Raw genomic sequence first — 23,845 nt, 5'->3', positions numbered from 1 at the left:
CTCCTTACAATTATAATTTCTGAAATTCTTGAATAGCGAAAAAGAATTCTTTCAATCCTAATATTCCCAATGGCATGATTATGTAACAGGCTGTAGTTAGTAGTAGGGGTGCCATTGATAATGGACTTACAAATGAACGCTTTTTCTTGAGTATTGATTGTTGTGTGATTTCTCTAATTCTTAATAAATGATCCCTCTCTGATATTAGATCGCTAAAAGCATCTGCTAGAGAAATCTGATGAATGGTTAATATTAATTTATCTACCATTCTTTTGAACTCTGGCAATGCAACTTTACTTTTCAATCTATGTAGTGCCAGTTCTGGGTCTGAGGGATATTCATGATAAGCATCAATAAGTATGTTTCTATGTACACGTGATTGACGTTGCAGCCAATATAATGTCTCCATAGTGTCTGCTGATGTATTCATCAATATGGTTATTATGGTCTGTAGTTGCAATACATCTTCTTCAGCTTCAGTTTTCAATAACCATATACGTGCTTTTAGCACTATTTCGGGAATTCTCCATGAGATAACTGCTATTATGTAACATATTAATAGCATCCACCATTTGAAATAAGTGTTATAGTAAGTTTTATATTTAGTTTGTAATCTATCTATTTGAGATTTCTTGTCAAATTCTTCTAAATGAGGTAGATAGGTATTAACAAAATCTTCTGTCCTATTACGAGTAAGCATAGGGTGAATATTCAAGTATATTTCATCCATCTGTTGTCTAGTTGCAATGTCTTCTGCATCAAGTTCTTCTCCGCCGACCAATGAGACTTCTCTGACATTGCTAAGAATAAAATCTTTCCCCAATTCAACTGAGAAATAAATAAAGAAAAGGCTTAAGGTAAAACCTAAGATGAAGCATATTACTTTATTTGCATATAAATAGACTATATCTTTACTGGACATAGACTTCTCTAAGTAATATTTTTTCTTTTTTATGACTCTAGGTTTTTTAGGTATTATATTCTTAATAAAACTCTCAAAGCTTTTATTGGAAACAAGCTTATTAATGAATGCATTTCTATCATCTTTTTTGACGACCATTGGGCTGTTAATTTTGGTAATAGTCATATATCCAACAATAGCTGATACAAAAATCACTACTTTGGATATATATCCAAGAGGACCATGATATATAATAGCAGTCCCTGGTATCTGTTTGATGAAAAAAGCTTCTATCAATCTAAGGGTTACAAGAGGTACAACCGGTAAGTATTCCAAAATACCAAACTTGGCTTTTTGTAACACCAATCTTTGTATCTCCATCTGTACTTCCGAGTGCATCATACCCATTGCTTGTATGAAGTTGGATGATCCATTTGATAATTTACTGTCACCTGCATTATTCAAAATAAAACAGACTCCAGAAAAAGTCTGTAAAAGTTTGAAAGGTGTAGAGGCATAGAATTCCTCAAGTCTTCTTTCGCCATCAACAGCTGTTAATATTAGATAGATATCTTCAAAAGCATGTTTCAACAAAGGACTTACTTCAGCTTCAGCGATTGCGTCAGGTATTACACCTAAACGAAGATAAGCTTGTCTTATAGAAGATAAAGCTTCTAGTAGCTGTTTTAGTAATTTGAAGTGAATCCTATCTATCTGTTTATCAACTAAAACATTCTTAGCCATATAGGCAAATATTAATAATAAAAGAGAGGTAAAGACATCTCTGAAAATTAGTATTCCAGCTATATTGATACCCCAAAAAGTACCAATGGATAGGGAATACAACTTAACAGCTGTAGCTTTTATCTCTCTTTTAGTATAAACAGATAGTCCTGCTATTCTATAATAAAGTTTTTCTATTCCATTTCTTGTCAAGAAAAAGTTATCATACTTCTGAAACATTTTGTTGTAATACTTATAATTCTTAGTTTTCTTGCTTCTGGATTTCTTGTCCTTTCGTATAACTATTATAATAGCTACTATACCAAGAACACATGTAAATATAAGAGGTAAAAACATCATCATAATAACTACACCTCCCAGTTTTCCTGGACAAATCTAGAAAAACTAATGCGTTTATCTTTTGGTATACAATTCATTATGTAATGAGTAAGTTCCGGAGTAAACCATTCTAGAGCCACATATGTATCAGTAGCCAAATCATATTTAAGAATATCTCTAGTAGTAAAAGTCTGTCTGTCAGTAATTCTTGTGTAATATTCTTTGGTTATTGCATTCATTGAATGTACTGGGTCCTGTTTTTTATAATTAGGATAGGGTACACCTTCATCCAATTTGACGATTTCTGAAATACGCTCAATATAACGCTTACCATCTGTAGTATAGTTCAAGTGAACATCAATACGTACAATGTCTATGACCTGTTGTTCAGCAGTAACCATAGAAGTAAATCCACCAGCATTAACGAGGGAGTTACGTAGAGCCCTAACTAAGTCAGGAGCTCTGTTGGCATGGTGGGAAAATATAGTGAATATAGAAGCAACTTGTCCCATTTGAATCATACGAGCAGCTATAGGGTCTGTTGCAACCTCACCAACTATGGATACGGCAGCGTCTGATTTCTTTAATGCATCTTGAAGTTCAGAAGCGCTAACAAATTCAGTTTCTTGTACCGATAGGATATTCCTTTCTGGATATAATTCACGAAGATACATCTCAGGAGCCATCTCTAGAACACGAATCGTATATTTGGGGTCAATGAATTCTATTAATGCAGTCATTAGAGTTGTTTTACCTGAACCTTGACGTCCGGTAACTCCGCATGTCACTTGTCCCATCATAAGATATTTTAGTAATTCAACCACTATTGAAGCATTATGTACATAAGGTTTCTCTATAAGACTTCGTAGAGATACATCATTAAGTGAAAATTTACGAACAAAAACTGCCCAGAATTCGGCAGCTGGTGGTCGTAAAGCAAGTACTCTAGATTTATCATACATTGTATTAACCAGATAACCTCTTTTTTCTGTAAGAGGTCCTGGATTATTGTATCTACAGATAAGCTGTATAACACGTCTTAGTTCTTGCTCAGTATTAAAAGTCATAAATCTTAGATGAATGTATTTACCTCTAAAATATAACCAAACTGATCTTGGGGCTTTTAAGACAGTATCATCTTTGTTTAGATTGGATAATATAGAACCAGATGTACCACAGTTAAAACCGTTTATATCCATTTCACGTAATGTATCAATGATACCAAAACCTTTGTATTTTTGATAAACTAGTACTGTAAGTAAATCAACAAGTACAGGGTAAGTCAATTTAAAATGCTTTGTTGCATATATCATATCTATATCTTCAGTAGTTATAGCATATGATGGTGAGGTCTTGCTTTCTATAATGTATCTTTCTCTATCTAGTTCGTATTCATCAATAAGTTTGGCTAAAGCTTCTTTTCCATATTTCTTTTTATAGAAGTACATTAGAACCTCGAATTTTATTCTAGTCTCTAGTGTTCTGGAATAAAAATCAAATACACCGTTGATATCAGAGATAGTAGGTAATTCATCCATGATAACGGAGCGTATCAAATCTTGGACAATAACTTTAGCGGAATCTATACCATAAACACAATTGTTCATAGCATCTTGAATACGTGCTTTCCTTTTGTAGAATGATTTAAAGTCTTCATCACTGAAGCCATTATAATTTTCTTCTTTTATAAGGTCTGCTAAAGTGTATTTTACGGTGTCAACAAGTTTTTCAAAAGTCATTACGTCTGAATGCTCAATATCGTGTTTTTCATGTTTACTCTTAAGATACCATATAACTAATACTATAAAACCCCCGAATAAGACAATCAGGGTTAAGGATAGATTGGTCATTTATTTTTCCCCCAATCTATCTTTATACCTAAATTGCTCATGACCAAATAGCATAGATCCCTTATATCTGCATGAAGATTGATTACCCTTATATCTTTGTTGTAAATATAGGGTAGAAGTTTATGTAAAGAACCAGTATTGGTCATTTTTTTTATGAATGGATTGGTAGTAATTTTCACTATTTTAGATGGCTTTATCCCCATTATCTTAGCCACGTCCCTTAATGCACTTACATTAGGGTCATAATAGTTCAATGCATATACTACCTTACTATAATCTGGAAATATGTCACTGTCTTTCCAATTCTTATATTTATTTATAACATCCATTCCTTGAGAAGCAAGTACTATGATAATATCAGCATTTGATAATATTTCTTTAGTACTTTCTTCATAAGGTTCAGAATTAATTTCTGTAATTATAAGATCATGTGTCAAGTTGTTCAATACGAATGTCAATAATTTGTCACTTTCTTCTGTAGTAATGTAATCGCTCGATGTCTGCATGATGTCCAGGTTATCAGTCAGAGGTGTAAGATAATCATTAATATCTTTACCAGTTATACTATTTGCTTCTAACATCCTTATGACTTGGGTAAGAGATTTTGTTCTATCTTCAACTTGATTTAGCCCAAGAGCAATATTGAAAGCATCTGATTCCGTTCCTGTATATGTTAAACATACTTTCATATTGGTTACTTGGGCTATTGCAGAACCAAGTAGAACGCTTAATGTTGTACAACCTTGTCTACGTACAGGTGAATAAACTACTACTTTCATGTCTGCCACCCCTTCTTAAGTATTTTTATAGCATCTTTCATTTTTATATCAATATTTGGTGATATAAGTTTTGCAATTGCTAGATTAATCTTTTTACTTGGTAGGGGTAATAGAAGGTTTTTGTTTTCTAAAACTTCAAGGGTTGAAATTAATTTCAAAGTGATAGGAATATTAATGGTGTCTTTTGATTTATCTTGTTTGCCATCATACATTAGCTTTATCTCTTTGTAATCATCAACGCATTCTAAAAATTCCTCTTCGCCATCTTCAAAATCGGACCCTTTTACATGAATATAGAATTGAATATCTTCATGTATTGTATCTCTTAAATCATATATGACATGGTCAAAATCATTTTGTTCCAATTCTATCTCTTCCCACACCTCATCAGGAGTAGCGTCTGTGACACAAATCATTATGTTACCTAGGTGACCCAATGAGGAATAATCTTCTATCAGCCTTTTGAAATGACGATCATCTGTTATGACTATTACATCTCCAGTAGCTTGTAGAAGTTTCATAAGTGGATAGAGTATAGGTCTTTTATCAGTAAAACCTAAAACACCTATTCTCACTATTTCATCATCCCCTTCTCCGAGTTTTGTCCATCTTGTGTATTTTGTTGCTCTTCATTTTTTTTCTGTTCATAGGCAGCTCTTTCAGCTTCTTTTTTTTCTTCTTCTAGTCGCTTTTCTAGAATTGTTTCATATTCTTTTCCAGCTCCGTTGATATCATTTACAATTTTACTTCTTCCACTAGATAGATTTGAAGAATCAAATTCTGATACTAGATTTATTCCTTTTTCGATGATATCACGTTTTTGGGTATTAAGATTAGTGTTGATTTTCTCAATTACGTTAGGATCTTCAGTTATTACTGAAAGGATATTATCAGGTACTGAATATGATACTTCAGAAGGCTTTTGTACTCCTGGTTCTACGTATTTTACTAGATTGACCGTAGCTCCATTCTCTTTTTGCAGGAAGTAATCAACTAATGCACCATTATATATATGACGTTGGACACTAGTCAAATAAGTTTTAATTGTTTTTTCGTTAATGGCTTCTACACGAATATGAGATAGAACTATATATTTTTCACCATATGGATAAGTGATTTCATAATCAATGTAATCGCCTATTTCTAAGCCTACTGACCATGTATCAGCTATAAGGTCTGTTTCTCTAATAGTATCATCCATTTCTTCTTTCATTAATAAATCATCGGTTATTAATGTACCAGGTGATATACTAACCTTATAGTATTTACCTAATAAATCTTCTGGTTCCTGGGCATAAGAGCCATTAATAATTGATTCTGGTACTTTAACTTTTACTAGATCCTCCAGGTTGATTTCTTTCCCTGGTTTCGTCTCTGTTCTAACAGAGTATACATATTTAAGTTTACCTATGTCTTCTAGGGTAGAGGATAGAATTTGTATTTCACTCTCATAGTCAGTTTTCATTTTGTCAATGTAGTGATTCCAAAAATACAACTGTCCACCATTTGTTAACAATGCTACAATAATAGTAACTATGAGATACTTAATCCAATTTCGCATTATTAAGCTCTCCTTTTTATACATAATTCTTGGTATTTATCATGTTTACTTATTTTCATTTATATATAACTGTGGGCTAGGCAATTCACCTCCTATTTCTTCAAAAATTTTTAGTTTATTTTCTAGAACTATTACTCTCATATACCTTTCATCTTTCTTAAAATACATATCTCTATATAGGTAATTAGCGTATTCAGCTACAATTGACCACCCATTTTTTTGTAATGCAAGTATATATTTTGCGGAAGATTCCAATGACATTTCATAAGTAAAGGGCGTTACTTCATCTTGCTTAATCAAATCTTCAGGATTTGGCAAATCAGTATTTTCATCAATTTCAGGTAATAAGAGAATTTCTTTTATTGTTTCTAAGCATTTCCTTAATACTTTTGTTGAATTATTTTTAACATCTTCATAATAAATATTTTTTCCATCTGTATAGATGGCATAATGTTCTTCTATAGTCCTTGCTTCTTTCATGACAATCTTTGTTGAGGTATCTTCTACTTCTTTGCTTTTACAACTGGTTAAAATCAGTATTGAACAAAATAGTATAAGTAATTGCTTAGCTTTCAATAATCACCAACTCCCTGCTTTGTATATTTGGCTGACTGTATTAAATGGTTTTGATATCATCATAGATTTAAAAACTGAATAAATATGATAATCAAGCTTACCATTATCACAGTCTTTATCCATCAAAGATAAAGCACTCTGACAGCTAAATCTAGGCCGATATACCCTATCTTCTGTTAATGCATCATAGACGTCACAGATTCTAAGAATTCTAGAAGGTAAGGGTATATCTTTTTTCGATAGACCAAAAGGATATCCTGAGCCGCAATAGTCTTCGTGATGATATAATATAGCTTTTTTTGTATACATTCCAAATCCACACATGTCAACTAAAGCATAAGAGTATATTGGATGTTTTTTCATTATTTCACACTCTACACTATTTAGTTTAGCAGGTTTGTTTAGAATATATATGGGTATTGCAAGCTTACCAAAATCATGCCATCGACCTGCAATATAATTTAAAAACCAGTATTTATCCGGTAATTCTAGTTGCTTTGATAAATTAAATGCTAAGATACCTACTCTTTTGCCATGTTGATTAATAAGATTAATCGTATTTTGTATTTCCTGTTTTTTATAGTTTATATTTATCCCCCCCTCAATAAAGGTATAAATATTATATTTGTTATCTAATTTGGTTTTTTAGGCTGTCTTTGGTTTCAAGACAACATAGGTTCAATACCTCCCCCTCTGCAGAGCGGGCTACCCTCTTTACGATGAGTTAAGACTGGATAGAAGTATCATTATACCTCTTCTTGGGTCATGGCGAATTTCTTGACCATAGAAACATTAAAGCACATATTGATCGCTATGGAATAATCCAATGATGGCGTATGGCTTAAACCGCTATTCCAATAAGAGTAACGTACCTAAAAATACCACATATATTTAATTGTCAATGTTCAGTAAATTTGCACATGGCTTATAAAAGGGTAAAAAACCCCCTTATAATATAGCCGTGAAAAAAGACAAAATCGGACAAACTTTTAAAAAAATTTATATTATTTTATATTTTTAGTTTTAAAAATATCTTTTCTGAGCTTATCTAATGCCCTTCTGTGCCTTTTTCCAACAGTATCCTCTTTCATGTTCAATTGTTCTGCAATTTCTTTAAAACTCAGTTGATTCACATATCTCATTTTGATAATTTCTATGTCACAAGACTTTAATTTTTTTAGAGCCTTATACAAATCAATGTTTTCTATAGTTTCTGAGAAATCTAATAATGAATTAATAATATCATCGTTTGTTTTGTATGTTTTTGTATTATAGTAAAAATGTTGTTCTTGTAAATGTTCATAAGATATATTATGTCTGTAATATCTTCTTTTCTGGTTCATTTCTTTTTTGTCCTCCAAGTCGATAATGTTTAATAGTTCCTTAGAAATACCTTCATTCTTGTCCATGTTCTTTCTTTGTAGCATGGTTAACACTCCTTTTATTGTTTTTTATTAATTGAAAATTGATATTTATATTATTCAATATACTTAATAGTATATATAAATGTCGCATTTTGTTGAATTATTAATTGTTTGTTTATATAATGAATATAGTAGAATTGTTATATGGAGTTATAAATTGTCTATTTTACCGTAGTAATAATATATTTGGTTTACAAAAAAACCATAATATGTTAAAATGACTTCATTAATTTGAAAAAACGCATGATAACAGATAAATTTCTGATTTTAGACATGCGATTTGTATTTTTAGGAGTTTTTTGTATTACAGAAAAGTTCTTTGTCAAATATTATTATTAGAAAGGGGTGATAGGTTTGGTTGCAGTTATTTCTAGTCCCAAATACTTGGAGGATATAGATAGGGCAGTAGAGCAATTATTCAAAGAAGTTGTATTCAAGAAGATTGATAGAGATATTGACATATTAGAAGAGAAAACCATAATAGATAAAATAGATATGGACATGCTGATATTGGATATCTCTTGTGTTGAAGACCCAAGAAAATTACCCCAATTCATTCGTGGGATTCAGATGAACAAAGAGAATATAAGGATAATTATTATTGCTCCTTATAGTTTTTCAGGTAATCTAATTATGAATGATCTTATATCAATGGGAATTTATGATATCATAGGGCAAGAAGATCAAGCTGATAGTCACATTTTATCAAGTATAATAGAATTATATGAAAACCCTTCAACTTATGCTAAAGCCATCAAATGGGATAAAGGAGCCGTCAATCGTAATAAAAGGGAACAGGAATTTATTAAGACTGGTGAAGGCAGATTTGGTAAAAAGAAAACAGGCGATGTAATAACAGTTGAAAAAGATAAAATCGTTGGTACCGTAGTAATTGCTGTTGCTGGTACTATCAGTAGAATAGGAACAACTCATACAGCTATATCCATAGGAAATTTTCTTTTAAGAAATAAGAACGGAGTTGCAGTTGTTGAGATGCAGCAGAGTGATGCATTTGAATCCATAAAGAACTCTTATGATAATGTTGAACTCAAAAAAGGTCTTTTCTCTCTTGCTGGAATAGACTTTTACCCATATGACCCAGCTTTTGCTGTTTCAGATCTTATATTGGGGGATTATGATTATGTTGTTTTAGATATGGGACCTTATGATATTTGTGATGTTGCAGAGTTCAAGAGAGCTCAAGAAAGAATCATTGTAAGTGGAGTAAAAGATTGGGAGTTAGATGAGTTAGATAAATTCCTTAAGACTGAGAATAAAATAAATGCTAATAAATATTTATTCAGTTTCTGTGGGGATAATATGTTCCAATTTGTAAAAGGAAGCATGGAACCACTGGATTGTTATCAAGCAGCTTATAATCCTCAGCCTTTTGATGATGAAGAAGCAGCTAATGAGGTATACGAAAAGATATTATGCAATGTGCTTCCTAGGATAAAAGAACAAGAAAAAGGATTATTGGATTCTTTATTAAAAAAAAAAGAAATAATTACTCATCATAAACCCATTCTACTGAAGAGAGTAGAAATAAAAACTACAGAAAAAGAAGAATTTCTAAAATATATGATATTCATTTTGCTAATTGTAATCCTTCTTGTTGTCTTTGGTTTCTTAGTAGTAACCAGCCCAATTTTTTCTGGCATCAAGAATTTTTTTAGTCAATTAGTAAAACATTAGAGAAATAATTATGACCACTATTTTTAGAGACATTTTTACTGGAAATAAAAAGTGATTGTTATTACAAAATAGTCAATTTTAAGAGAGATAAAATCACAAATTTATTATATAAGTAAATCGTAGAAGTGACACGGAAAGTATAAGAATATAAGTGACAACAGCATTGATATAACTACATGTGATAGTTATATTATTTGTACAGAACGAGGTGTAGCCTCTTTTTGTTGTGCCACAATTAAAAGAATATATAGAGTATATTCTGTACTTTGGAGGCGAAATTACTTCTATGAAAGAAATGATATTATACGTTTATTATAACGATACAGTAAAAGAATATATACTTTCAAATGAAAGTAGCATATGTAATATTGAGTTATCTTCATTACTACCTGTTGTTATAGTTAACGGAGAATGGTTTTTAGCACCTACTGAGGATATGGCTGTATCCAAAAAACAGATAAATGTAGGGGATAAAATAAGTGTTTCCATTACAGATACAGATGAAAAGGCAACAATCTATGTTGATAGGGAAACAAACATTGAGTTAACATACAAAAAATATAGTATTGAAGGCGAAAAACAAATTCTTATAGGCAATTCTGAAAAAAATACCATTGTTTATAATGGCTTTGATATGAAGCCTAATCATGCAGTAATAAGTATTGAAAATGGTAGAGCAACAATTAGTACAAAAGGGAATAAATGTTTATGTGTTAACGGTAAAATGACTGAATCTACAGTCTTATCTTATGGAGATTTCATCCATATTATGGGGCTTAAAATGTTTTACCTAGGTAAATCCCTTGCCATAAATGATTCAATACATCTGGGACAATGTAATCTTTCACCATATACTCCTATAAAACCTAGAGAAGATATTAAAGGTAAAAAGAAAAAGAAAACAAAAAAAGAAGATCTATATTTTCAGCGTTCTCCAAGAATCATAAAAAAGTTGGAAGAAGGCATGATGGATATTGATTCTCCTCCATCACCACCTGAGCAAAAAGAGCAGCCCCTTATATTAACTATAGGTCCTGCATTGACTATGGGTATGGCAATGATGGTGAGTATGATGTTTACTGTATATTCCAGTAGGAATAATCCTTTTATGGTTATACCTGGTATAGCTATGACAGGTTCCATGCTTCTTGGAGCAGTATTATGGCCTATTCTATCAAGAAGACATAAGAAGAAAAGTAAGCGAAAAGAAGAAAAGAAACGTATCAAACGTTATAGAAAATATATGCAGAATGAGTATTCTAGGCTTGAAGAAAAAATAGCCTATAACAAAAAAGTGCTGTTAGGTACATATCCAGAACCTACTGTATTGATAAGCAGAGCTCTCAACAGAGATAGAAGACTATGGGAACGTATGCCTTCTAATAAAGATTTTCTGGATATTAGATTAGGGACAGGAACTGTGCCATCAATGATAAATATTCAAAAGCCCAAAGATCGTTTTACAATGAGAGATGACAATCTAATGGGTGAATTAAAAGATATAGGTAACAATTTTGATGGAGTTTCAGGTATGCCTATAGCCTTTTCCATGATGGGAAACAACATGTTAGGTATGATAGGAAATAGAAAAACAACTATCGATACAGCCATGGCATCCATTGTACATATTAGTGCATTACATAGTTATGATGAAGTTAAGATTGTATGTGTATATAATGCTGAAGAATCTCATAAATGGGAATGGGTTAAACAACTGCCACATGTATGGGCACCTGAGAAAGCTCTGCGTTTTGTAGCTTCCTCCAGAGATGAGGTAAGAGATGTTTTCTTATATCTAAAAGAGGTATTAAGTGATAGGGATGAAACAAAAGACAATGGCTATGATAAGCAGGTAATGCATTTACCTCATTTTCTAGTATATATCGCTGATCCGGAATTAGTAGAAGATGAGCTTGTTATGAAGTATTTAACTAATCCTAACAAGCAGCTTGGGGTATCAACGATATTTATATATGATAAACTTAATCAACTTCCAAAAGAATGTAAAGCATTTATTCAATGCGAGGAAACAGAGAGCAGTCTATATAATAGAGATAAACCGGAGACAGGTTTAATTAAGTTTAATAATGATTCAGTGATAGGAAAAGATTTGGATTCATATTCACGAGCCCTAGCAGGAATTAAAATCAAAGAGATTGCATCTTCCGCTTCATTAACATCCATGCTTACTTTCTTGGAAATGTACAAGATAGGAAGAATAGAAAACCTATCAATAAAGAGCAGATGGAAAAACAATCTTTCATATAGGACTCTTGAAGCTCCATTAGGAATTAAAGCTGGAGGAACACAATTTTTATTGAACATTCATGAAAAATATCATGGACCTCATGGATTGATAGCAGGTATGACAGGTTCAGGTAAAAGTGAATTCATACAATCCTATATACTATCAATGGCAGTAAATTATCATCCACATGATGTAGCTTTTATTCTAATCGACTATAAAGGTGGAGGAATGGCCAACTGTTTTATAGGATTACCTCATATAACAGGAACTATAACTAACCTTGGAGGAAATCAGATCCGTCGTTCACTAGTATCATTGCAGAGTGAATTGAAAAGAAGACAAAGAGTTTTTGCAGAACATGGAGTTAACCATATTGATAAATACCAGCAGCTATACAAAGAAGGTAAAGCTGATTGTCCTTTGCCACATTTGGTTATTATATCAGACGAGTTTGCTGAACTTAAGGCTGGACAACCAGAATTTATGCAAGAGTTAGTAAGTGCAGCAAGAATAGGTAGAAGTCTTGGAGTACATCTAATACTTGCTACACAGAAACCATCAGGTGTTGTTGATGACCAGATATGGAGTAATACCAGATTCAGGATATGTCTCAAGGTTCTTGATAAATCTGATAGTAATGAAATGTTAAAAAGACCTGAAGCAGCTAATATCAAAGAGCCTGGTAGATGTTATGTACAAGTTGGTAATAATGAGATTTTTGAATTACTTCAATCTGGATGGAGTGGAGGTTCTTACATTCCAACGGATAAAATAGAAAATGATGAGGATAATCAAATTTCTCTAATAGATGGTTGTGGTAGAGCTATCCAGACAGTTTCGTGTAAACCTAAGCCTGTTAAGAGTTCTACAACTCAGCTTACAGCAATAGTAGATTATATATCCGATTTAGCTAAAGATGAAGGTATCAATCCGCTAAAATTGTGGCTTGACCCATTGGAGGAAGAAGTATTCATACAAGATATAGAGGATAGAAAAAATGGATGGAATGGTGATGATTGGCAGGAAGTTGACCATTGGTTATGTCCAACTATTGGTTTGATTGACGATCCAGCGAACCAGAACCAATTTCCTTTAAAACTTGATATAGGAAATATGGGACATGTTCTTTTAGTTGGAGCGCCAGGAACTGGAAAGACCACATTTTTACAAACAATGATATATTCTCTTGTTACATCATATACACCAGAATTAGTTAATCTATATCTTCTTGATTTTGGAGGAAGAACAATGGGTTACTATAAATATTTACCTCATACTGGAGGAGTTATATTCTCTGAAGAATCGGACAAATTAGATAAACTTTTTAAAATGCTAAAAAAAGAACTTGATAATAGAAAGAAAAAGTTCTCTGAATATGGTGTGGGTACATTAAAGGCATACATGGAAGCAACTAACGCCAAAATTCCAGCAATGATTGTAATACTTGATAACTACGAAGCATTTTATGAACTTTATTCAGATTACGAAGGAATCCTTACTACGTTTTCACGTGAAGGTGGTAATTATGGTATTTACATGGTCATTACAGCTAGTAATGCTAATTCAGTAAAATTCAAAATTACTCAAAGTATAAAATTGATGGTAGCCTTGCAGCTTAATGATAAATATGATTATGTTTCTATAGTAGGGCAAACAGGAGGATTAGAACCAGAGCAGGTAAAAGGACGTGGACTATTTAGAATAGAGACTCCTCTGGAATTCCAGACAGCATTAGCATGCAAATCTGTGAATGAAGCTGAAAGAGTTCAGAAGCTGAGAGACTTGTTCATGAAAATGGATGAAAGTTGGATAGGAAATAGAGCTAAACCTATTCCATTTGTTCCTGAAAAATTAACAATAGATCATCTTTTGGAACACGAGGATTCAAAAGAATTTATAGACAATAATTTGCTGCCTATAGGTTATGATACTGATGAAGCAGAAATAGTAGCAGTAGATTTGACAGGTCTAAGTTCATATTTGATATTAGGATATGAAATGACAGGCAAGACTAATCTTATAAAATCATTGATGAATACTATAGTAGATAAGTTGGATTGGAAAGTATTTGTTGTTGAAAAAGGAAAGAATCTGCAAAAAGCTTCGTCAAGATATCAGGTTGATGGATATATCAATACTACTGAGGATTTTGATAGCTTTATTGGTGGTTTGGTTGAAGAGATGAAGTTAAGATTCAAAGACCTGAAGCAGTTCCGTGAAGAAGATGAACAAGTTGTCAAAGAGCATGAGTACATGAAAAAATACCAACGAATAGTAGTGCTCGTAGATGATTATAATGAATTCTTTGAAATGATATCGGACGATTCCTCAAGATTAGTAGAAAATATTGTAAGAAGTGGTATGGGCTTAGAAGTATGTTTTGTGTTTACTGCTGATACTGATACACTATCACCACATATAGGAAGTCCATTATACAACAGTGTATTTAAAGGAATGAACGGTATCCTTCTTGGGGGTAAAATGGATTCTCAAAATATATTTGATGTTCAAATGGACTATAAGCAAAGAAGTGTAGCACTCAACCCAGGTTTTGGATATCTTATAAACAGAAGTGATTACATAACCATAAAGACACCTCAATTATGATGGGGGTGAATCTTTGTGGTGAAATTTGTCTTGTGTGATAGTTCAACATTATATATGGAGAAATTAAAAAAACAGATACAGAACATTATAGATCAAACGGGATATAACATGAAGATATCATTATTAACCACTAAATTAAAAAAGGTAATGGATTATCTTGAAGTAGATGATGGCATTTCTATCTATATCATTGACGTCGATTATGATAATAATCATTTAGTCGGTATCAAATTAGCAAAGCAGATAAGGGAAAAAGATAGAAATGCCTATATAGTTTTCAATACAATGCGTACAGATTCTGTATATAACGTAATGACAGGACTTATAAGACCATCAGGATTTTTTAAGAAACCTATACATAAAGAAGATATGCAGATATTGATGGGGGACATATATCGAGATTATTTAAATCTACAGGGGGAAAATGATGACTTATTTCATGTGAACATAGGGTCGAATATATATCACATTGAGTACAGACGTATTTTATATTTTGAAGCGTTCCAAAAGAAAGTTTATATTCATACACCTAATCAGAGGATAGGATATTATGATAGTCTTGCAGATTTGGTTAAGAGGCTTAACAATCAATTTGTACGTTGCCATAGAAGTTATCTTGTAAATGTGGACAATATCAAAAAAGTCTCTTTTACGGATATGATCCTAGAAATGAAGGATGGTAGAAAGATAGATATATCCCGTACTTATAAAAATGTGTTAAAGAAAAAATTAAATCTATAATTGTAAGGAGGAAAATTAATGCCCAAATTAGGTGAAGCAGGATTCGTATTAACATTACGGGAATTTACTTTTTTAGCTGCTCTAACAGGTGCAGAGAATGTATATGGAGTAGAAGATGATACATATAAATTGAGGCAAGAAGAGATACAGGAAGAGTGGGATAAAGTAAAAGAACAATTAGAGAATAAAAAATATATTGAAATAGATATTGACGGGAGTATAACAGTTGATAACGATTTATTTGAAATGATTAGCCACTGTTGTAGACCTAAGATATTTTTGAAATGTGATGGCAAAGGTATTGGGGATAAAATATTTTCAAGATGTTACTATATATCAAGGGAATATGCCGTAGAATTGGATGAAGACAGGTTGATGAAAAATACATATGCCCTGACACCAATGAAAAACATCAATAAGGTTATAGATAATATAATGGAATGTTACCATGTTAATGATAAATATGAATTAGAAGATTATTCTTTTAAAGTTACTTATGATGAATTTCAAGAGCTTGTCACACTGATAGAAGAGTCAAAAGAAAATACAATAGCTAAGATGATCTCAATAGGTTGTACAGAGGATAAAGCAACAGATTTTTGTAAAGCTTTTGGTAACAAGAAAAAGTACATTATGAGTTACCTGATAAAAATATCTAATAAAAAAGTGGATGGTATTTCAACTTTCTACGTTCTTGGAGGAGATAAATATCTGTGGAAAACTAGTGATATAACTTCAGATAAGGACAATATCATAATAAGCATTAGTAACCTAGATAGCATTAAGGAACAAGTTGAAAAACAGATAGCCCAGATTGAAGAAATCTATAAATAATTATTAAGGGGGTAATGTAATTGGATAAAATAAACGTAGAGGTTATAGTACCTGCTATTAATAAAAAATATGAGTTTTTATTACCTATTGTAATGAAAGTAAATGTTGCCAAACAATTGATGACTGGTATTGTATGTAATCTTGAAGGAATTAATTTTGATAATGAGAATTTGATGTTATGTTATATAGATAAAGGTGAAGAAATAGGTTCAAATCTGTCTATAGAAGAGGCTGGGATTAAGGATGGTAGTAAATTATTGATGGTTTGATTAATATTGATATAATATTCTAAAAAAAATAGTGGATTATTTATAATTATATGGTAATTAGGCAATTGTTATGATAAAATGGAGGTAAATATGAAGAATTTTGCCGTTGAGGTAGGGGAATTAGATAACCAAGAAAATCGTATAAAATTTATTGGAAATCAAATTTCTGAAATCAAAAGTCAGTTTGACCAAATACAAAATACTTTGGATTGGGACATAAAATGTAAAAAGAGTATTGATGATAATCTAAGGAATATCTATAGAGAATTAGATAGATTGGATGATAGATTATACCTCTTAGGAGATATTATACGTACTTCAAAACAAGCGTATAATCAGGCAGAAAAACAATTAAACTCTGAGTTACTCGGATTAAATAATGATTTAGCATCAAATACAAGTTTTAATACTTTAAAACCTACTTATTCAATAGGATATTATAATAGCATTCTCAATTATAGTAATATATATCAATTACAAGATAGGCAAAATATTGATCAATTTCAAAACTATGATGGTATTTTATATGGAGCATTAGGGACATCCAATAGTTTTATTAATGGTAATGTGAATCGTTATATGGCATATAGTCCCTCATACTTATACCCAAATAGAAATGTTGCAATAGATGCATTTATAGCTAAATATATAAGTTGGGATTTCAGTACATACGAATCTTTAAGTACACAAGTAGGAGTTATATCCACGAGCCTTGATTCAGTTACAGATCTTGGAATAAAATATTTGCCATCTATAATTAAAAATTCACCTAGACCCAATAATATTGGAATTGGCACATGGAATAGGATAGTTACAAATGATATAGATGATATTGTTGGAAAAATGAACATTTTTGGAAAAGGTGCCAAAATATTAGGTGTAGCAGGAGTAGGTATTGATGTTGGTACAAATATATATAACAATGTGAAAAATAATACTGACAATAAGCGAATTGTAACAGACGCCTATGTTGATTCAGTAGTTGGAATTGGTGGTCTTCTGGCATCAGCTAAAGCAGGGGCAGCTGCAGGCACTGCTGTTACACCTGGGTTTGGAACAGCAGTTGGATTCTGCGTTGGAATAGGCTTTGCAGTTCTAACCGATGTAATTAAGATTAATGGAGTAAGTATTAGAGAATATTTAAAAGAAGGGGTAGATGCTATAACAGATATAACTGTTGATACGATGAAGATTGTGTCTAATGCTGGAGTGGATACAATTGGAATAATGATTAATACATTATCTGATACTGCTGATATTATTTCAGATTCCGTGATAAATACAGCTAATGTTATTAATGACGCTGTTATTAATACGGCAGATATTGTTAGTGATGCTGTGATAGAGACAACTGATACTATTACTAATGCCGCTATGGATACAGTTGCTACAGTAACCTGTGCGCTGAATGATACTACCGAAATAGTTACTGAAGCAATTGCAGATACTGTTAATACGGTTAATGATACCCTTATAGAGACAAATAATATTATTGATGATGCGCTATCAGATGTAGAAGATGCAATAAGTACAGCTGATAATGTTGGGGAAGCTTTTCTTGATAGTTCATATATTGTTGCCCAAGCTGCGTCTGATACTTTAGATACTGTAAATGTTGCTTTAACTGATACAATTGATACAATTGGTAGTGCTTTAACTGATACTATGGATACTGTCTCAGTTGCATTATCCGATACTGCTGATATTATCAATACTGCTGTATCCGATACAATGGACACATTTACTAGTACTGTATCTGATACTTATGAGATTGTTGAAGAAGCTGTATCTGAAACAATAGATACAGTAGAAGAAGCTGTATCTGAAACGATGGATACAGTTGAGGAAGCTGTATCAGATACAATAGATACTGTTACTGGTGCTGTAGATGATATAGCTGATAGTATAACTGATAGGATAGGTAGCTGGTTTGATTAATAAATATTACATATAATTGGAGGTAAAGATGGATAATCAATTAATAATAGAAAAAAACATAAAAGATTTTATGAAAGAAAAACCTTATTCAATCAAAATGATCAAAGACGAGTGGTTTTTAATTATTTTCTTTGGTCTTTTACCAGCAGTTTTTGGTATTTATAATTATATTACATTCCCTCTATTTGCTATTACAATAGTTTATATGATTGTTTGGGGACATAAGATTATAAAAAACAATATTATACAGCAGTTTATATTATATATTGGTACTAGTCTACTCATAGTATCAATTGAATGCTTGTTAGGGGTTTTCAAAGTTTTTTCAATTAATAGAGTTATGACATTAATGGAAATTTTTCTTATCTTGATTATTTATATTACTTTTATAACAATATATTCTATTAGTTATATTAGAAAGGTGAATCAAGGTAATCCCAAAAAAAATAAAAGTGGATTGACTTTCATATTTGTAGCGCCTCTTATGGGTATACTTGTGGGAAGAAGTCTAAAAGATAATATATCCAACGACCAAGCTATTCTACTTCTTGGTCTTATATCATTGATATTGTCTATATTAATGGGTGTGGGTATAAAATATATTATTAATGATTATTACATAAAGAAATACCAAATTGAGATGATAACAGAAGATAGTGAACTATCCTAGCTGATTAGATGAGTGTATGTACGAATTTTCAAAAATGTAAAATTCATACATGCACTTATTTTATGTGTTCATTTATGAATTTAAATGTGGAATAAAGTAATAAAATAATCTTTTTACATTTAAGTTTTAGTTGAAAAATATCTTGGATCATCAAGTATATCATATGGATATCATCATATACCACTCTAAATATATTACAAAATATGACAATTTTTTATTGGCACTATTTCACAAAGAAAAGCATGTTTTTTTGGCTATATTTACTTTTGAATGCATTTTATCCCATAAAACATGTCGTTCGTCAGGATTTGTTGAAAATAAATCAAATATTCTATATCATATTACTTGTAAGAAAACATAATAAAAAACAAATCAATATATTGATAAGTAAAGTATTGCAAAGGGAGGAAAAAAATGGTCCGACCTAGAAGAAGAATCAATTATTCACATGTTATGAATCAAGTAAGAAAAATAAGACAATTGTCAAATGATTTAAGTAATGAGTCAAGAGATTTGAATAATATCATTAATGATATAGTGTACATATGGAAAGGTGAAGCATCCAGAGAATTTATTGGTCAAGGTGAGATGCTGGAAGGAGACATAAATTCTACATCCAAAAAAATGTCTGAGATAGCAACTAGAATATCTGATGTTGCATATGACATTAAAAGAGAGGATGATAGAAGACTTGATGCATATTACGATTGGTTAGAAAGACAATCGGACTATTATGATTAATATGAAAAAAATAAAGAAGTGTTTATAATTAGAAGGAGGTTCATATTATGTCAAAATCAATTAATGTTACACCAGAAACGTTAATAACCCAATCAAAAAATGTAACTACTAAAGTAGAGGAATATGAAACATTATATAAAAAATTAATTAGTGAAGTAGAAAGTCTATCTAGCCAATGGAAAGGTGAGGGTAATTCAGCTTATGTAACTCAAATTACTGCTTTTGAACCTAAATTTAGGAGTTTACAACAAGTTCTTAATAATTATGCAGAATTCTTATTGAAAGCTGCAAAGGTATATAGAGAAACTGAAGGTAATATTGTCAGTAATGCTAAAAGGTTAGCAAAATAAATAATAAAAAATAATTATATATGGAAGGAAGGATACATATGGCATCATTTCAAGTTACCACTCAATTATTAAATGATAAAGCAGGGACAATAGGAAATATTAATGAACGTTTTTTAAGTATTATGGCAGATATAACTAGGTTAATGCATAATTTGCAAGATGAATGGCAAAGCGAGGCTTCAAATCAATTCGTAGCAAAGTTTGATCAATTAAATAATGACTTCAAACAATATTCTGAAGTTATAGCTTCGTATCAGAAATTTTTAACAAATGCTGCTACAGATTATACTTCAGCAGATTCTGCTATTAAATCGGCAACTGCAGATTTATTCTCATAATAAAATGTTTATAAGGACTGCCTATTTATAATTTAGCTTATAATATATCCATATATTATATCTTTACACCCTTACCCGTTTATCCAGCTAAATTATAGGACTAATTGGCAGTCCTCTATTTTGCTTTTTTATAAAAGAAGATTTCTATACGAAAAGAGTCTTAATATTAGACTTTACTAGGAACATTTTCTAACACATAGAATAGTTTTAAGGTGGTGGCATGGTTGCAAATAACAGCTCAACTACAACACATGAGCATTCTAGCAGAAAAAATTAATGATATACAGAGAAAGATTAAGTCAGTAGCTTATGATTACGAAACAACTAAAAATAATCTAGATGAAGAAATTAAAGGTAGAGGTAATATCAATAATTTGATGAGGGAAGTAGATGAAAATCTTAGTAGAATAATTTTGACTACTAAGAATTATGAGGAGTTACTTGTATATTCATGTGACGAGTATAGAAAATCTGAAGAAAAGATTAACAAGTTGTATCAAATGTATCAACAGAATCAAACCCAAAATAAGCATAGTAAAGTATATTCATTAGTAGAAAAACATAAAGATACAATCAATAATATTAACCTAAACATTATAAAAACTGTAGAACCATGCCCTTTACCAAATAAAGAACAAATTACAATGTCGAGAGTGACTAAAGGGGTCATTGAAGAGGGGAAAAATATTTATATAAGAACATGGAAAAAATAAGATATGAATTATAGGTGATGGCTTTTGGGTAATATGTCGATAAAAACCAGGGATTTTGGTAAAAATGAACACACCTTGAGGAGATGCTCAAATAATATATCAGAAATTGAAGACTCATTTCGTTCCCTTAAATATTCTCTGGATAGTGATATAAAATATAGAGATAGTATAGGTAGTGAGATGCTGTACATTCAAAAAGATCTAGATAAAATTGCTAGAAATTTATATGAATTGAGTGATTTTGTTAGGAATACAAAAAATCAATATGAAAAAACAGAAAGAGAATTAGAATGTCTTGTATGTAATCTTAATAATATGACTCAACATAATAAAATAGAAAATGATAACAATAATGATAATCCTATTTTAAAAGGATTTAATTTCTTATCTAAAATAGGGCTCTTTGGAATCTTTGGAGGGCTTTTTACTACTATCAAGAATCTAAGTGACTTTTTCTCTAGTAAAAAGGTTATTAATAATACTGACAACTATAAATATATAAGTTATAATAAATTTGATTATGAAAAAACAGTTAAATTCCTTGATTTTGATGGATTAGTATTAGAGAAAAATATCTATCAAGGTAAAGTAGCAGAAGAGATTAAATCAAAAGACATTATAGGCTTGAAAAAATCACTAGAAAATATTCTAAAGAATTATAAAGGTTTTGAAGTAGATTTAACAGATCACAATGGTAATTATAATTCAAATATAGATGAAGATTTGGATGAAGCAGTTTACAAATTTTTACTTGGATTTGAAGAATACCATAGTGGGAATAATTTAATCTTTACTTACGAAGCTTTACCAAAGGAATATAAACTGAAGACTTTGTTACATTGGGTTAATATGACCGAAAATGACTATAGTACCTTTGAATTTGTTGCTAATCTTTTACCTGAAGAATACTATGAAAACATTCCTCCTATTCCACTTAAAGATGATGAACTTGGTATAATAACTAATGAAAATAAATACGAAAGTTCAGCTGCCTATGAATACTATGCTAAATACTATTATCCATTAGATGCCTTGAATGAAATTAATCATTGGAATTTTCCAGAAGAAGTAAAAAGAAATAACTTCTATACTTGGGCTAGACTTACATATGGTTCTAGTGCTAAAGAACAGGGACAAGAATTTCGAGTGGGGTTGTTTTGGGGAATATCTGTAGCGCCATTAAAAACAGTTATAGATACTATTGAAGGAATATATAGTATTATTAAAGATCCAGCTCAACTCAAGGTTTTTGCAGCATTTATGGCAAAAGCTATAGTATATGAAGAATATCGAGATGCATTAAAGATGATGATAACTCAGGCTATAGAAGAATGGAAGAATACATATAATGAAGCGGAACCTTTTGATAAAGGATGTATGATAGGTAGTTTGATAGGGGAAGTCCTATGTGCAGCAATTGAAGGTGGAGAAACTGCCGCAAGTATAGTAAAATTCGTTAAAAGTGGTGGATTTAAAAAAGCTATAAAAGGAGTAATGCAGACAACAAAACGACTAAATAAGATAATAGCTGCTAAGTTAGATGAATTACCAGACCTTATTAGAAGCATTACTAGAACAAAAGAGTATTTTGAAGTAGTGACACCAGAAGGAATTATATATAGAATAGACATTGATGATTTGCCTGATGAGAAGATTAAGAAATTTAATAAGTTAGTTAATGGTACAAGTAATCTATTTAGCAAAAAATCATTAACACACCTTACTGACAAAGTTGAATTTTTCAGCAAGAGAAATGGAGTGAGTGGTGGACATAATTATGACATGTTCAAGAAGTATTTTGATGATGTACAAATGCCGTATAAAGAGGTGAAGAAAACATCTCATTCGGGGATAGATGGTATTTATGATATTGAATACAAAGTTGGGGCAAAAAATTATCAAGGTGTATATGAAGCTGATAAATGGACTTCAACTACATATAAGAAGACAGTATATGACCCAAGTAAGATATCTAATGATGACATCATTAAATGGGCTGGAGAAGCATTAAATGATGTGACTCCAATTGTAACAGATGGTGGTCAAAAATATGTTAAAGGAACAGCTTTAAATGGTTTGAAATTTGAAGGTTGGGTAGATGATGCAACAGGAGAAATAAAATCATTTTACCCTGTGTTTGACTGGAATAAATAAGTTAGGAGGCATTTATGGAAGTTAATAAATATTATTCATATTTTCCCCAAATTAAGGAGAATTTTGTCCTTATAGATTTTTTCTACTTTATGTCCAAGAGTGATTTTGTGAAGGTTATTGGATATATTAGTGAAAGAACAGGATACTCTGATGGAATTAAAGGAATATTCTTTTCTAATTCGTTCGAAATTTGGGATGAAGAGTACTTTGAATCAGGAGTCATGGTTTATGTTAATGAAAAAGAAGTTATTGTAGATAACAAAGTCTTTCAAAACTATTTACGTATTGCTATCGATTTGTTTTTAGACAGATATGATGGTGACAAAAATACTATTCGTGTCTTAGGTGAGAAGATTAGTAAAATGTCTTTTGATTAATTAAAGGTTTTGATATT

General features: G+C 31.2%; 21 protein-coding genes. 13 read left to right on the top strand and 8 right to left on the bottom strand.

From position 1 onward, the window contains the following. Window positions 1–10: 10 nt before the first annotated feature. From HYG85_RS09410 to HYG85_RS09375, 8 genes are all read right to left on the bottom strand, one after another. Entirely contained in the window at window positions 11–1,987 is a 1,977-nt protein-coding gene (locus HYG85_RS09410) for a hypothetical protein (protein ID WP_212693248.1), read from the bottom strand. A 5-nt stretch (window positions 1,988–1,992) separates the two neighbouring features. Beyond that, the gene (locus tag HYG85_RS09405) at window positions 1,993–3,813 is read right to left on the bottom strand and encodes an ATPase, T2SS/T4P/T4SS family (protein WP_212693247.1); all 1,821 of its coding nucleotides are present in this window, start codon (window positions 3,811–3,813) and stop codon (window positions 1,993–1,995) included. Then, window positions 3,810–4,592, bottom strand: a complete 783-nt coding sequence (locus HYG85_RS09400; protein ID WP_212693246.1) for a hypothetical protein — start codon at window positions 4,590–4,592, stop codon at window positions 3,810–3,812. The genes HYG85_RS09405 and HYG85_RS09400 overlap by 4 nt, the downstream gene beginning before the upstream one ends. Further along, window positions 4,589–5,167 carry a hypothetical protein gene (locus tag HYG85_RS09395; RefSeq protein WP_113672711.1) on the bottom strand — a complete coding sequence of 193 codons (579 nt, stop codon included), beginning with the start codon at window positions 5,165–5,167 and terminating at the stop codon, window positions 4,589–4,591. Before HYG85_RS09395 ends, HYG85_RS09400 begins: the two co-directional genes overlap by 4 nt. Beyond that, a complete protein-coding gene (locus HYG85_RS09390; RefSeq protein WP_212693245.1) occupies window positions 5,167–6,153 on the bottom strand; it encodes an SAF domain-containing protein in 987 nt (328 codons plus the stop codon). Before HYG85_RS09390 ends, HYG85_RS09395 begins: the two co-directional genes overlap by 1 nt. A gap of 45 nt (window positions 6,154–6,198) precedes the next feature. Beyond that, entirely contained in the window at window positions 6,199–6,729 is a 531-nt protein-coding gene (locus HYG85_RS09385) for a hypothetical protein (RefSeq protein ID WP_212693244.1), read from the bottom strand. A gap of 3 nt (window positions 6,730–6,732) precedes the next feature. Beyond that, window positions 6,733–7,284 carry an HD-GYP domain-containing protein gene (locus HYG85_RS09380; RefSeq protein WP_330619283.1) on the bottom strand — a complete coding sequence of 184 codons (552 nt, stop codon included), beginning with the start codon at window positions 7,282–7,284 and terminating at the stop codon, window positions 6,733–6,735. A gap of 449 nt (window positions 7,285–7,733) precedes the next feature. Next, window positions 7,734–8,156, bottom strand: coding sequence for a sigma-70 family RNA polymerase sigma factor (locus HYG85_RS09375; protein WP_212693243.1), 423 nt, complete (start codon window positions 8,154–8,156; stop codon window positions 7,734–7,736). Window positions 8,157–8,507: 351 nt separating this feature from the next. Between HYG85_RS09375 and HYG85_RS09370 the strand changes: the two genes are divergently transcribed. The 13 genes from HYG85_RS09370 (at window position 8,508) to cdiI (ending at window position 23,828) form a co-directional block, all read left to right on the top strand. Further along, on the top strand, window positions 8,508–9,848 hold the full coding sequence (locus HYG85_RS09370) for a hypothetical protein (protein ID WP_212693242.1): 1,341 nt from the start codon (window positions 8,508–8,510) through the stop codon (window positions 9,846–9,848). A 286-nt stretch (window positions 9,849–10,134) separates the two neighbouring features. Next, window positions 10,135–14,703: a type VII secretion protein EssC gene (gene essC, locus HYG85_RS09365; protein WP_212693241.1), complete on the top strand. Its 4,569-nt coding sequence runs from the start codon at window positions 10,135–10,137 to the stop codon at window positions 14,701–14,703. Window positions 14,704–14,718: 15 nt separating this feature from the next. Next, window positions 14,719–15,444: a response regulator transcription factor gene (locus tag HYG85_RS09360; RefSeq protein WP_212693240.1), complete on the top strand. Its 726-nt coding sequence runs from the start codon at window positions 14,719–14,721 to the stop codon at window positions 15,442–15,444. An 18-nt stretch (window positions 15,445–15,462) separates the two neighbouring features. Next, entirely contained in the window at window positions 15,463–16,278 is an 816-nt protein-coding gene (locus HYG85_RS09355) for a hypothetical protein (protein WP_212693239.1), read from the top strand. Between the two features lie 20 nt (window positions 16,279–16,298). Beyond that, window positions 16,299–16,547, top strand: a complete 249-nt coding sequence (locus HYG85_RS09350) for a hypothetical protein (RefSeq protein ID WP_212693238.1) — start codon at window positions 16,299–16,301, stop codon at window positions 16,545–16,547. Between the two features lie 90 nt (window positions 16,548–16,637). Then, entirely contained in the window at window positions 16,638–18,485 is a 1,848-nt protein-coding gene (locus HYG85_RS09345) for an autotransporter outer membrane beta-barrel domain-containing protein (RefSeq protein ID WP_212693237.1), read from the top strand. A 28-nt stretch (window positions 18,486–18,513) separates the two neighbouring features. After that, window positions 18,514–19,155 carry a hypothetical protein gene (locus HYG85_RS09340; RefSeq protein WP_212693236.1) on the top strand — a complete coding sequence of 214 codons (642 nt, stop codon included), beginning with the start codon at window positions 18,514–18,516 and terminating at the stop codon, window positions 19,153–19,155. 414 nt (window positions 19,156–19,569) lie between these two features. Further along, the gene (locus tag HYG85_RS09335) at window positions 19,570–19,896 is read left to right on the top strand and encodes a WXG100 family type VII secretion target (RefSeq protein ID WP_212693235.1); all 327 of its coding nucleotides are present in this window, start codon (window positions 19,570–19,572) and stop codon (window positions 19,894–19,896) included. Between the two features lie 47 nt (window positions 19,897–19,943). Continuing rightward, on the top strand, window positions 19,944–20,246 hold the full coding sequence (locus HYG85_RS09330; RefSeq protein ID WP_212693234.1) for a WXG100 family type VII secretion target: 303 nt from the start codon (window positions 19,944–19,946) through the stop codon (window positions 20,244–20,246). Window positions 20,247–20,284: 38 nt separating this feature from the next. Beyond that, the gene (locus HYG85_RS09325; protein ID WP_212693233.1) at window positions 20,285–20,584 is read left to right on the top strand and encodes a WXG100 family type VII secretion target; all 300 of its coding nucleotides are present in this window, start codon (window positions 20,285–20,287) and stop codon (window positions 20,582–20,584) included. Window positions 20,585–20,808: 224 nt separating this feature from the next. Then, complete coding sequence (locus HYG85_RS09320) at window positions 20,809–21,297, top strand: hypothetical protein (protein ID WP_212693232.1); 489 nt, start codon at window positions 20,809–20,811, stop codon at window positions 21,295–21,297. Between the two features lie 33 nt (window positions 21,298–21,330). Continuing rightward, window positions 21,331–23,451 (top strand): CdiA family toxin C-terminal domain-containing protein, encoded by a 2,121-nt coding sequence (locus HYG85_RS09315; RefSeq protein ID WP_244971330.1) that lies wholly within the window; start codon window positions 21,331–21,333, stop codon window positions 23,449–23,451. A gap of 14 nt (window positions 23,452–23,465) precedes the next feature. Beyond that, window positions 23,466–23,828, top strand: a complete 363-nt coding sequence (gene cdiI / locus HYG85_RS09310; protein WP_212693230.1) for a ribonuclease toxin immunity protein CdiI — start codon at window positions 23,466–23,468, stop codon at window positions 23,826–23,828. The last annotated feature ends 17 nt before the right edge of the window (window positions 23,829–23,845 follow it).

It is taken from the genome of Vallitalea guaymasensis (assembly GCF_018141425.1).
GTDB lineage: Bacteria > Bacillota > Clostridia > Lachnospirales > Vallitaleaceae > Vallitalea > Vallitalea guaymasensis.
This window is presented reverse-complemented; position numbering and strand designations above follow the sequence as displayed.

Excerpts from the sequence above, each read along its gene's own strand:
- HYG85_RS09410 (WP_212693248.1), bottom strand. The coding sequence starts at position 1,987 with ATGATGATGTTTTTACCTCTTATATTTACATGTGTTCTTGGTATAGTA.
- HYG85_RS09405 (WP_212693247.1), bottom strand. The coding sequence starts at position 3,813 with ATGACCAATCTATCCTTAACCCTGATTGTCTTATTCGGGGGTTTTATA.
- HYG85_RS09400 (WP_212693246.1), bottom strand. The coding sequence starts at position 4,592 with ATGAAAGTAGTAGTTTATTCACCTGTACGTAGACAAGGTTGTACAACA.
- HYG85_RS09390 (WP_212693245.1), bottom strand. The coding sequence starts at position 6,153 with ATGCGAAATTGGATTAAGTATCTCATAGTTACTATTATTGTAGCATTG.
- HYG85_RS09375 (WP_212693243.1), bottom strand. The coding sequence starts at position 8,156 with ATGCTACAAAGAAAGAACATGGACAAGAATGAAGGTATTTCTAAGGAA.
- essC (WP_212693241.1), top strand. The coding sequence starts at position 10,135 with ATGAAAGAAATGATATTATACGTTTATTATAACGATACAGTAAAAGAA.
- HYG85_RS09355 (WP_212693239.1), top strand. The coding sequence starts at position 15,463 with ATGCCCAAATTAGGTGAAGCAGGATTCGTATTAACATTACGGGAATTT.
- HYG85_RS09345 (WP_212693237.1), top strand. The coding sequence starts at position 16,638 with ATGAAGAATTTTGCCGTTGAGGTAGGGGAATTAGATAACCAAGAAAAT.
- HYG85_RS09340 (WP_212693236.1), top strand. The coding sequence starts at position 18,514 with ATGGATAATCAATTAATAATAGAAAAAAACATAAAAGATTTTATGAAA.
- HYG85_RS09335 (WP_212693235.1), top strand. The coding sequence starts at position 19,570 with ATGGTCCGACCTAGAAGAAGAATCAATTATTCACATGTTATGAATCAA.
- HYG85_RS09330 (WP_212693234.1), top strand. The coding sequence starts at position 19,944 with ATGTCAAAATCAATTAATGTTACACCAGAAACGTTAATAACCCAATCA.
- HYG85_RS09325 (WP_212693233.1), top strand. The coding sequence starts at position 20,285 with ATGGCATCATTTCAAGTTACCACTCAATTATTAAATGATAAAGCAGGG.
- HYG85_RS09315 (WP_244971330.1), top strand. The coding sequence starts at position 21,331 with ATGTCGATAAAAACCAGGGATTTTGGTAAAAATGAACACACCTTGAGG.
- cdiI (WP_212693230.1), top strand. The coding sequence starts at position 23,466 with ATGGAAGTTAATAAATATTATTCATATTTTCCCCAAATTAAGGAGAAT.